Source organism: Microbulbifer epialgicus, from assembly GCF_041447265.1.
In the GTDB taxonomy this organism is placed as follows: domain Bacteria; phylum Pseudomonadota; class Gammaproteobacteria; order Pseudomonadales; family Cellvibrionaceae; genus Microbulbifer; species Microbulbifer epialgicus.
This window is the reverse complement of record NZ_JBGMEK010000021.1, coordinates 62162-73067: the sequence shown is the minus strand read 5'-3', so window position 1 is coordinate 73067 and position 10906 is coordinate 62162. Positions and strand designations below refer to the sequence as shown.

At 47.7% G+C, this 10906-nt stretch carries 10 protein-coding genes; 5 read left to right on the top strand and 5 right to left on the bottom strand.

All coding sequences use genetic code 11. The annotated features are described in order from the left end of the window. Positions 1–128 precede the first annotated feature (128 nt). The 3 genes from ACCI49_RS11350 to ACCI49_RS11340 are packed head-to-tail and all read left to right on the top strand — an operon-like array spanning position 129 to position 1889. On the top strand, positions 129–386 hold the full coding sequence (locus tag ACCI49_RS11350; protein ID WP_371839074.1) for a hypothetical protein: 258 nt from the start codon (positions 129–131) through the stop codon (positions 384–386). 49 nt (positions 387–435) lie between these two features. Continuing rightward, positions 436–978 (top strand): hypothetical protein, encoded by a 543-nt coding sequence (locus tag ACCI49_RS11345; RefSeq protein ID WP_371839073.1) that lies wholly within the window; start codon positions 436–438, stop codon positions 976–978. After that, the gene (locus ACCI49_RS11340) at positions 975–1889 is read left to right on the top strand and encodes an NAD(P)-binding domain-containing protein (RefSeq protein WP_371839072.1); all 915 of its coding nucleotides are present in this window, start codon (positions 975–977) and stop codon (positions 1887–1889) included. The genes ACCI49_RS11345 and ACCI49_RS11340 overlap by 4 nt, the downstream gene beginning before the upstream one ends. A 488-nt stretch (positions 1890–2377) precedes the next feature. Here ACCI49_RS11340 and ACCI49_RS11335 read toward each other — a convergent pair whose 3' ends face one another. Then, positions 2378–3883: a hypothetical protein gene (locus tag ACCI49_RS11335; protein WP_371839071.1), complete on the bottom strand. Its 1506-nt coding sequence runs from the start codon at positions 3881–3883 to the stop codon at positions 2378–2380. A 348-nt stretch (positions 3884–4231) separates the two neighbouring features. Here ACCI49_RS11335 and ACCI49_RS11330 point away from each other — a divergent pair, with 348 nt between their 5' ends. Further along, positions 4232–4792 carry a sensor histidine kinase gene (locus tag ACCI49_RS11330; protein ID WP_371839077.1) on the top strand — a complete coding sequence of 187 codons (561 nt, stop codon included), beginning with the start codon at positions 4232–4234 and terminating at the stop codon, positions 4790–4792. Between the two features lie 41 nt (positions 4793–4833). Continuing rightward, positions 4834–5550, top strand: coding sequence for a LytR/AlgR family response regulator transcription factor (locus tag ACCI49_RS11325; protein ID WP_371839070.1), 717 nt, complete (start codon positions 4834–4836; stop codon positions 5548–5550). Between the two features lie 131 nt (positions 5551–5681). Here the strand turns inward: ACCI49_RS11325 and ACCI49_RS11320 are convergent, their stop codons facing one another. From ACCI49_RS11320 to ACCI49_RS11305, 4 genes are read right to left on the bottom strand one after another with little or no spacing between them, the layout of a single operon-like run. Further along, on the bottom strand, positions 5682–7208 hold the full coding sequence (locus ACCI49_RS11320; RefSeq protein WP_371839069.1) for an efflux transporter outer membrane subunit: 1527 nt from the start codon (positions 7206–7208) through the stop codon (positions 5682–5684). Next, positions 7186–8307, bottom strand: a complete 1122-nt coding sequence (locus ACCI49_RS11315) for an HlyD family secretion protein (RefSeq protein ID WP_371839068.1) — start codon at positions 8305–8307, stop codon at positions 7186–7188. Before ACCI49_RS11315 ends, ACCI49_RS11320 begins: the two co-directional genes overlap by 23 nt. 2 nt (positions 8308–8309) lie before the next feature. After that, positions 8310–8522, bottom strand: coding sequence for a DUF1656 domain-containing protein (locus tag ACCI49_RS11310; protein WP_371839067.1), 213 nt, complete (start codon positions 8520–8522; stop codon positions 8310–8312). 17 nt (positions 8523–8539) lie between these two features. Next, entirely contained in the window at positions 8540–10720 is a 2181-nt protein-coding gene (locus ACCI49_RS11305; RefSeq protein ID WP_371839066.1) for an FUSC family protein, read from the bottom strand. Between the last annotated feature and the right edge of the window lie 186 nt (positions 10721–10906).

Genomic DNA, 10906 nt, shown 5'->3' with positions numbered 1-10906 from the left:
TCGTTCAGAATGGACGCTTCATTATCAGAAACTTGAAAAGGTTTAGGTGTACGCATAGAAGATACATTATACGGACAATTCTCCATTAGTTACATTACTTTCCGCATGGACCACTAGGCTTAATTAGCATGGGATTTTATGTAGGACTGAGTAAATCAACGACCGAATTTGAGGAAATATCTGTAGAGCGTATCAATATTATTGAGAAGAACGGCTTAAAACGTATGGTACTTGCAAACTCTGATAGAGCTCCGGGAGCAGAAAAGTTAGGAGAGGAAGTCTTCCGACCATCATCACCCAGGCCAGGAATGATTTTTTATAACGACGAAGGGACTGAAAACGGGGGGCTTTATATTCCGGGGAGAACAAGAGGATGGTATAACTAACCACGGTTTGCACTTATCTTTTGATAGGTACAACCAGGATCAAACTTTGATGGTACAACATATTGAACAGCCTGATTACACGATCACCGGGCTCACGATCATGGATCGCCCTGCTCAAGATATGGACTTTGAACTGGCTAAAGAATTCACTGAAGCGAAAAAGCGCGATGATAAGGAGAGAATAGCGCAGATCGCAAAACAATATGTCGCCCACATTCTGTTCCGCCACCTCGTTCAAGCGACCCCAGGCCTCGATTTGTTCTCGCGGTTGCGGCTCCGGGGCGAGATTTCGATCGACCGAAACACCGTGACGGCCGAACTCAGTGAGGCGCACGACCGGCTCGTCGCCCTCCAAGAACGAGGCGTCGTTCGCGAGGACTCCCCCGCCGACTTGCTCGACCGGGCGCTCGCGTTCTGGAACGGCTACCACAACTCGACCGCTGCAAAGGCCGACGGGGACGAAATCACGATCACCGACCCATCGCTGATTCTCTACTACCAGAACCGTCTGGTGGACTTCGCCGAAGCGATCGCAGATCCCGATCAGATGCCTGCCGCTCGCGAGATCGCACACCTGGGGTTGCTGGCATGACGCTCCGAATCGGAGTGATTGGCTCAGGTGGGTTCGGCCGCGCGATTGCGGCTGCCTCGGCCCGCAATCAGCACGACGTCGTGCTTTACAGTCGGAATCCACATTCCCTTCCGGAACCGATCGTCGCCACGACCGACCTCGCGGACCTTCGTGACCGGGAGTTGGTGTTCATCGCCACGCCGTCACAGTACGCAGAGGACATCGCGACCGCACTGGGTGACCACGTCGACGGGCGCCACCTCATCGTTCACGTGAGTCGCGGCCTCGTCGGCGAAGAGCTGAAGCTGATCACCACGATCCTACCGGAGCGAACGGCCGCACGACGGCTGGGCGCCCTGGCCGGCCCGTTGGTGGCCGACGCCCTGGCCGAAGGCGCGATCATCGGCACGGCGTTTCCCGAGGTGTCAGCGGCGGTCCGCGAAGCGATCGGCGGAGATGCGCTGCGCATCTACGAAACCCGCGACGTCGCGGGGGTACAGCTCGCCAGCGCGACGGTCGGCCTGTTCACCATTTTGCTCGGTTTCGTGACCGAGCAGGGCACCGACCCAGGGACGATTGCGATGCTCGCCATCCGCGGCATGGTCGAGGTATCTCGGATCGGCGAAACTTTCGGTGCGAAGCGCGAAACCTTTCTCGGGCTCGCTGGCCTCGGAGACCTGATCGCGGCGGTCGCTGGAGACCAACGCCCCGAATATCGACTCGGCCAAGCGATCGCACGCGGCGCCGATCTCACGCGAGCCACCGCAGAGGTCGGGGCCAACGTCGAAGGTATCCAAGTCGCACGCAACCTGATCGCTCACGCCCAGGCGCTCGGTGTCGCCACGTCGATCTTCGTATCGGTGCTAGACGGCGAGATGACAGCCGAGGATGCGCTCGACGCGCTGATGAACCGGCCGGTGGGGATGGAGTAGACGTGGAGCCTTCAGAGCTGGTCATGTGGAGCTTTCCGACCCGCATCCTCTTCGGACGCGGAGCCGCCAGTCAGTGCGGCCACGAGGCAAGAGGGCCTCTTGCCCACCGGGCCCAGTCGGAAGTCCGAATTTCGTGTAGATCGTGGGCACCGTGACCCCGCCTGGTGTGCAAGGCCACGCAAGGTGCAGTGGCCGAGGGACAATTTGTTGCAGTTGCTCTTCGTCGCAACGGAGTCCACGGACAAACTCGGACGCGAAACTCAAAAGCGCAACGAACCCAATACCTTACGTGCAGACGTCGTGGACACCGACGTGCACGTCCTGAATCAGCTGGGGTTCCATAGCGCGCGGAAGTTAGCGCCGATTGGGGGAATCGCCAGTGACCAAAGAAGAAAGCCCCGTCTCTGTCGAGACGGGGCCTCGCTAACTCCGGCAGCGTCCTACTCTCCCACAGGGCTTCCCCTGCAGTACCATCGGCTCGGACGCCCCTACTCCTCCGAAGACCACAAGAGCATGCCGTCTCCATTTCGCATCTTGAGGAGGTCGGCCTGGCCGGTACCCGTCACGCTGTTGTGGAGGCAAAGGCTAACGGCGCCGCCGTTCTGATGCGTCTTCGCACTCCACAGGGTATTGCCAACACTGTCCTTTATCAGAAAATTTCCATCGCCTTGGAATTTCAAGGCCTCACCTTGAAAGTCCCCCGTTTTAGAAGCCCACAGGACCTTATTCGTACCGTTCTCGCGCAAGACTAAGTTGCCGTCGCCTTGCCATTTCAGGTGCGCCGAGCCGTTCTCAAGCAGAATTCCGGTGTGGTCCGGATTGCTAGCGACGAGCTTCTGCTGGGTCTCACCAGGCTTCCCCGGTACCGGCAAAGCGTTCGGATAGGCGACAGCGCTGCCCTTACACTCAGTCTCTTCGAGCGGAACGTTGATCTCGTGGAGGGCGAGATCGAGGCTCATCGTGGTGTATGTCACTTTTCCTTGCCATCCGTCCTCCCGGGAACTCCAATCAGACCAACCACTACAAGTCGGATTCGTCCCGTTTTTGCGGATCACATGAAACGGCTTAATGAGGTCGGAGAGGTAGCTGCCGCCTCCATTGCCCGGTTTGCCGCCATCGCCACCGCAATAGCCACCGCCACCGCCGCTTCCACCGTTGGACCCGACGTTGGCCACGCCAGAACCACCACCACCGTATCCGGAGCCTCCAGACTGTCCTTCAAATCCATTGTGGACTGTCGATTCGTTGTTCGTAGGTTGCGCCTGCCGACCGCCGCATTGTACTCCGATGACCCCGTACTCTGCGGCGCCACAGTATCCGCCGCTTTCGTGGCCTCCACCGCCTCCGACTTTCCCTTTTACTTCTGGGTTACCGGTCCCCACTCCGCCATTGGCGTGGGCGCAGTCCTTCGCAGACCCGTTTCCGCCGGGGCGGTTGTCGCCGCCCGCGCCATCATCATACATACCATTACCCCAGGCCCCGCCGCCGCCTGCAGCAACGACGAGCGGATAGTACTCTCCTTTATTGGGCAACCGAATGAGGAGCGCGGACGCGCCGCCCCCACCGGCCCCTTCTGGTGAGGGATTGTAAGTCACGAAAAAATCCTCCCAATCGAACGTTTTCCCAACCTTCCCGGCGATAAGCCTGAGGCCGGCGTTCACGGGCATTTTCTCTGGCCAATCATTTTCCGAGCTACCTAGGTGGTAGTAAGCGGTAATCGTGGCGCCACCACCACCGCTTGCGGCGGCACCGATGTTCACGCCGTTGTTCCAACTTGTGTTGGTATGACAATTGCCCACGCTGCCCTGGAAGCCTTGGAACCAGGCTCGACTCCCCCCATTGGCACCCCTGACGACAAACTTGTAGACATAGGGTCCCTCTTTGTTGTTAGCGACGATCAGATCCAATTCTTGTCCGGCCTTGGCGTCGGCCTTGACCCCGTTGTGTGAGGCGAGGAAGAAACACCCGAAGATTGAGGCGACGAAAATCGTCACTGCCCTCTGATTCGAGCCCCTTCGGTGCCGTTTGGTGGGACAATGTAGTCTATCACTGGCTAATTTTGCTCTGTTCATCTTTATTATTCTCCGTGGACGAGCCCATTGGCAGCGTCTCGTTTTTGTTGAGACTCTAGAACCCCGAACGACCCTGATTATTCCATTCCATCGAAATCGATACAGCGAAAGGAGGAGAAACTCGGCGGTACTAGAGCCTTTTACGGTACTCTAAATGGAGACTCAAAGCTTCAACTTAATGATGCGGATGGAAAGAAGCGTGAGGGTGTTCAAAACTCTGTGTCAGCCAGGCAGCTATTCTCGTCTTGACAGTTTGTTTCTCATTTATTACTGGAAAACCAACTGAAGATTTTACAACAACAATTAGATCCACATTTCTTATTCAATAACCTCAATATTTTATCTGCACTGATTATCTCCAAACCAGAGGTTGCTGAAGACTACCTCGATACATTTACTAATATCTATCGCTATATCTTGGATAGCCACAACCTTAAAACAACAAGCCTTGAAAATGAAATTGCCTTTGCGACCGATTACATGTCGCTATTAGATAAACGCTTTTCTAATGCCTACAAACTAGAAATTCTGCACAAAAAAGAAACAAGCTTAAAGCATATAACTTTACCTTGCTCTCTTCAACTAGCGTTAGAGAACGTAATTAAGCATAATCAAGGAGATAAGGATAATCCATTGCTGATCCGTGTCAATATTACCGACCATTGGCTTGAAATTAACAATGAAATCAGATCTAAGACTAATACCCTTCCTTCAAATAAATTAGGGTTAAACAACATGAGACTTAGAGCAGAGGCAATTCTGGGCAAATCAATAGAGACAATACAGGAAAATGATCAATTCACATTACGCCTTCCTCTTATTGGCGATTAACATAACATGCGATGAATATACTATTAATAGAAGATGAGCCCTTGGCAGCCGAAAAACTGGCAAACCATATATCGAAGTACAACCCCCAAGCAAAAATTTTTGGACCCCTGGATAAAGTTACGAAAGTTAAAAAATTTCTTTTAAAAGAAAATTCTCTAGATCTTATTTTTTCTGATATAGAATTACTTGATGGATCTGTTTTTCATACACTGAGTGAAATCGACTTACCGTGCCCGATTATATATACCATGACTTATGATTACTACTGGATGCAAGCTTTCCAAAATATGGGGATCGAGTATTTACTAAAACCATTTTCTTACAAACGTTTTACTAACGCCATGATAGCTTTCGAGCAGCTAAAGGAAAACTTTTCAAAAAATAATACTAAACAAGGAGAATCTACCGATCAAATCGGTTTCAGACGTAGATTTCTATTAAGGAAAAGACAGGGAATGAAGGTTATACAAGTAGAAGATATCATCTGCTTACGTGCAGAAGGAGGCATCATTATTGCCCAAGACAAAAATGGGTTAAATCATTCTTTAGTCCAACAGTCAGTAACCGACCTTGAATCCCAACTGAACCCCCAGGACTTTTTTAGAATTAATCGCAGTGCTATAATCAACATTCAATATGTTCAGCGTTTTGAGAATTATGGTAAGGACACTCTAGCAATATATCTTTCAGGGCTGGATGAGCCATTAATTACTAGCAAGACAAGAAGTCCTAATTTTCGGCAATGGCTAGATAGCTAGCCAAATTAAGATAACAGAAAAAATAGAGCTAGCAATAAACGTAACCCGCCATTGCATAAAATGTTTTTACAAATTTATATTGGAATTCAGAGATATAGCCGACAACTAGAAATAAAAAAGCAAGTTACATACTAATCCAATATACGATCCCAATAGTGGCTTCGCAGGCGCATTTCTTCTTTAACCTCCTCGGGAAGTAAATCAATTGGAGATATACCCTCCTGTACCTCCCAACCTCCTCCCAAGGACAAATAAACCAACACTAAATTTGTTGCCACCGCGCCCTGCGCAAGCACCAATATATCCTGTTGTTGAAGATTGGATACCATGGTGGTAATGACTGTGTCAAATTCAATTTGGCCATCTGTATACTGGGTCATTGAGAGGTTAACGGACTCCCTCGATGCCTGGGCCGCGGTCGCATATAATACCTGCTGCTCTTGTGATTTAAGATAGGCAACGATCGCATTTTCAACATCTACTTGTGCTTGTAAGACAACTTGTTGATAATCAGATACAAGTTGCTGAAAGGTGGCGTCCTGTAAGCGTATATTACTACGTAGCCGTCCGTAGTTGAATATATTCCAATCAAACTCGACAAAAATATCCCAGGCGTCACTACTGCCTTTAAGTTCCCCTCCCCTAATATCAATTGCCCCGATTAATCCGCCAATAGAAAAATTTGGATAGAGCTCGGCTCTCGCAACACCAATGAGCTCTCCTTGTGCGGCAAGCAAGCGCTCTGCCTGACGAATATCTGGGCGTTGCCTCAGAAGATCTTGAGGCATGCCAATGGCAGTGGTGGCAGGAACATGTGGTACAGTTGAAGGGGCTGAAAGTATGTCATTGAGGCCTTGAGGCGGCATCCCAAGCAGTATCGCCAAGGTATTTTTAAGCTGTTGAAGGAAAATTTCTAGTCCCGGAATGGCGGCCTCGGTATTACTAAGTAAGGTTTGGGCCTGCTCAACATCTAGCGCGCTGACTTCGCCAGCACGAAATTTTGCTTCAGCGATTCGCAGCCCTTCTCTTTGTATATGAATATTATCCCTGGCAACATCGATACGGCGCTTGAACGTCCGGATATTAATATATGTCTGTGCCACTTGTGCGATAATCGAAATAAGAAAACCGTCATATTCAGCCATACTCGCTTCAAAGTCTGCTACGGCAGAGTTCACTAAGCGCCTTAACTGCCCCCACATATCCATTTCCCAAGTTAAATTGAAATTGAAATAGTATTCAGTCTGGTAATTACCGGGCACTCCTGATCGCACGTATTTTGAGCGATCTACTAATCCCTCTATTTGCTGTAGCTGGGGGTACTGATTTCCGATTGCGATTGCAAGAAGCTGTTGAGCCTGAAGAGCTCTTAGAGCAGCAGATCTCAATTCCAAATTATTACTTATTGCCATGTCTACTAGATCATCGAGAATCGGATCTGAGAAGGCCACTTGCCACCAAAATGGGTTAACTACCTCAAGGCTGTTTAAGTGTTTATTTTGATCATAAATCCAGGAATCTTCGATGGTTACCGGGGGCGGCAGGTAGTTAGGGCCCAACATACAGCCATTGCCAATAATTACAGACAGCGCTCCCGCAGCAACTGGCAGGCAGAGTGACCTAAACGCTTTGAAGCTATGGATTCTGCGACGTTTCATCTTGCCCGGCGTCCGCAGTGCCGCTCATTATAAGCACTGTACTGGTAAAGCCGACTCGGAGATCCACCGATTCAGGGGTTTCTGTCAAGTGAACCCTCACAGGTATCCGCTGTGCAAGACGAATCCACTCAAAAGTCGGATCTATCCTTGGCAGCAGGTCATTACCAGCGCTTCCATCCTCTTGTGCGATGCCCCAGCCGATACTCTCCACATAGCCTTTCAGGGGCCGGCCTGGATAGGCCATCAATGTCACTATTGCTTTATCCCCCGGTGCTATTCGACGAATAAATGTTTCTCGAAAGTAACCTTCCACCCTATAAGTACTGACATCTACGATTGATAACGCAGGCTGATTGGTAACTGCCTGATCACCAAAGCGAAAGTCAAGATTTGTAACATAACCGGAAACCGGTGCGGTGACAGTTGTATATTCAAGGTTGAGCTCGGCTTGACGTACCATAGCAAGGGCGGCACGTACGCCTGGGTTGTCCGCACCTAGCGCCCCAAGCTGTGCCCGAACTTGTGCCAACTCTGCTTGCGACTGCTCCAAGACAGCCACGGACTCTGCGAGCCTTGCCTCCGCGCCGGCACGATACTCCAGAGATGACTCATACTCAGCCTGGGCAGCTTGAAGAGATCTCAAAGAAGTCGCTCTCTGTGGGAGCAACTCTCTTTGACGCTCATACTCCGCTCTGGCTTTTGCTATTTTCGCATCTAATGCATTTATACTGCTCTGCGCCTGGACTATGGCAGCTTTGGACTCCCTTATTCTTGCCTTATAGGCAAGAATGTTCTCTCTCTGAGCATTATAAGTATCAATGGCCTCCTCGTATTGAGCCTTGGCCTCTGCCAAGGCCGCTTCATAAATCCTTGGGTCAATCTGAAACAGAAGCTCCCCCGCATTGATAAACTGGTTATCTCTGATGGGTAGCTCAACAACTTGACCGGACACCCTGGGAGTAACTTGTATTATATCTGCCTGAACTGTACCATCCCTGGTCCAAGGGTTGTTGAAATACTTCCAAAACTGGAAAACCAGTAATAACATGGCAACAAGTACCATACTTCCAGTAAGGACATATTTACTGAACTTCTTCACTCTTATATCCCCACAAATACTGCCCCGATAAAAACTGAGTAAATTATGCTTAACGAGATAATAACCACTGGGGGATTTGCAAAATATCTGGATAAACGATAACGATCCAAGAGCCTAGCTGTAAGAAGTGCCGCAGTCACACCCAGCAGCCCTGACACCAGAACTGGTGAAAAGTAGAATCCACCAAACGAAATATCATGCGGTACTTTTTCCATTCAACACCCTATCCAGCTCATAGGAACCTCTCTTCACAAAAATATTTCCAGTCTACAGATTCTGACAAATGAAAGAATTCAGCCAAATAGTTATTGATACAATGTGCAACACCTAAAAAGTATAAAAAATTGGACACCCCCTCCCTGGATTCCGCACTACTCTCCCTTAACTCCATCAACTCACTAACATCAATATCTGCTCTATCAAAAATTCTTTTATAACCCACCATCAAAGAGTTAATATCTATTTTTTTCTTTTTTCCTGAAAGATAAAAAAATATCTTTCTAGCAAGGCACCGCCAGATAAAGGCCTCACGAATAATTTTTTTAGGAGCCACAAAATTTAACTCTGCTCTATCGATCCCATATAAAATCTTGATCTGATTGGCAATTAACATTAACAGGTCAACAATCCTATCCATTTGCTCTTTGGACATTCCTCTAATGCGACTTTCACTAATACCTTCTTTCCAATAAAGGATGTTCTTATGCGACACCATTATGATATTTAAATGATACAAAACATATAGTTGATGGTAGATAGGCCGTCTTTTAGCGACAGGAATATCGCCCTCGACCACCAAGCAAGCAGAACTATTAAGGAACCTGTCTACATTTTTTTTGAAGTTCTTCTCTGGATGTGAAGAAAAAGGTATATTCCTTGAAATGGCCAATATGCAAAAAATGATCGCAAACATAAAAAAATAATTTGTATATACACCAAAATTATAAACTTGATAGTTACTAAAATTGAAAATAATTTGCGGAAATATTAGCACCAACACTCTTGTCATCGACTGCGCACCAAAGGCTTTAGTGGAAAAATAACAAAGAATAAAAGTCCAAATAAATATCATAAGCCCCAACGAGTAGAAACCATATAACTTTGGCATAACAAAGAAATATAACGGCGCAGACATTAAGCATACAAGAATGACGAAAAAACAAGTTTCAAACAATCTAACTTGTGAACTAAGGGTAGTTATAATTGCTATAACTGTAATCAGAAGCACAACTAGCAAACCGCCGAGCATATCAGGAACAAATAGATATGCCAAGTATGCGATCCATATACCAACTAGCACACGAACAACATTGGCAAGCCTGTCTGGGTCCGGCATAATTAGACTAAACCAGTATGCCCCCTGCTCACCTAAATACTTTACATAAGAATATCCCAGATTTTTAATATCATTTACAGAATGTATTAAAGCCCGAGAATCAACTTCAAGATCATTTAATGATCGCTTTGTAACAGATAAAGCTGCTGTCTCAAAAGTTGACAACTCTTTTATTTTCTCAAGATCTCCATGAACACTCCTTTCTTTCACGTTATCGGCTAACTTTCCCTCAGATATTGTGAGTTTTATCTGCGTAAAACGGTGTTCCATATCCTTTACATATTCTTTCATGCCAATAAAGTAATTAGGCACACCTAGTTCACTTGAAAGGCCTAGACTTTCCTCCAGCTTGAGTAGTGACTGTGTCATTGCCGATGCGCAAACCCCAAAATAACCCCATTGTTTACGACACTCCCAAATTTCATAACTATCAGAACTGGCGTCATCTATCGCAATCTGTAGGCGCGCATCTGCTTTCAATAGCTCAACACGATTTTCTGGACGAATTTCCACTTTCTCCTGGTTGAGAAGTCGACTAAAACAGCTAATTGCAAAAAGGCGATGGCTTTCTAGAAGTTCAACCGAAGCCTCATATAACTCTTCACGACTGCAATTTGGCCATATCAGAACAGAAATTAGGACGTAAACGATAATCCCTAATGAGGATTCCTGGACACGCAAAATACCCTCTTCATATGAAATAGAGAAATCACCACCAGTCGCATCCCACAACAATAATATTACATAGCCACAAGTTACCCAAAAGTACTGGTATCTCGACCCTTGTAAAAAATATATACAGCTGGCGACCCATAAAGAGAGCGCGATCATAAACAGCCAGCGATCCTGAGGGAATAGTGCGACAATTAACCACCCACCCAATAACGCAAAGATGGTCCCCAGAATCCACAGAATGGCGCGATTTAAAGATTGGCCGAGATTTGCTTGACTGCACACAATAACAGCAAACCCACCCCAAAAGGGCTTTTCCCAATTAAGCCCCATCGCAATGGCATAAACAATTACCAAAGCCGACGCAAGTTTGATCGACTCTTTAGCATTACGAGATAAAAACAAAGCCCTCTCCAACTATTTTTGCGATACCTTAGCAACGCCTATTTATTCTTTGGCGCATTAAGACATATATGTCATAAAATCATGATGGATAGCCAAAAGGGAGTATGGCATACAGGGAGGTAAGCAAATCAGAGTTACTACTGGGTCAGAAGAAAAGAATACACTGCACTCGAGACGCGCTGTGAA